Origin of the sequence: Bacteroides sp. AM16-24 (genome assembly GCF_003471885.1) — a bacterium.
In the GTDB taxonomy this organism is placed as follows: Bacteria; Bacteroidota; Bacteroidia; order Bacteroidales; family Bacteroidaceae; genus Bacteroides.
Genome location: NZ_QRKI01000037.1, coordinates 1 through 249 on the forward strand (window position 1 = coordinate 1; position 249 = coordinate 249).

At 48.6% G+C, this 249-nt stretch carries 1 pseudogene; it reads right to left on the reverse strand.

The window, feature by feature from the left end:
- Window positions 1–211, reverse strand: a pseudogene (locus DW182_RS21770) (hypothetical protein); the annotation flags it as partial.
- Window positions 212–249: the final 38 nt, after the last annotated feature.

Sequence of the window (249 nt, forward strand, 5' to 3'; positions counted from 1 at the left end):
TCATATACCGACCTTCCCACTGATAAAAAGGGCAGCACCAGGCAGGAAGTTCCCCATCGGGAGGACAAGGGACTACTTCCACCAGGTCTATTCCCCCTCTGATAAAAGGATACATACTTTGCCCGCCAATAAGCAGCTTTACCGTCTGCCCCTGTCGCAAAGCTTCGGCTGCTTCGGCAAAAAAATCATTGGATACCGTTATTTTTCGCATGTTTACAATATGGTATCATGAGAAAGGTGTGCCGCAGC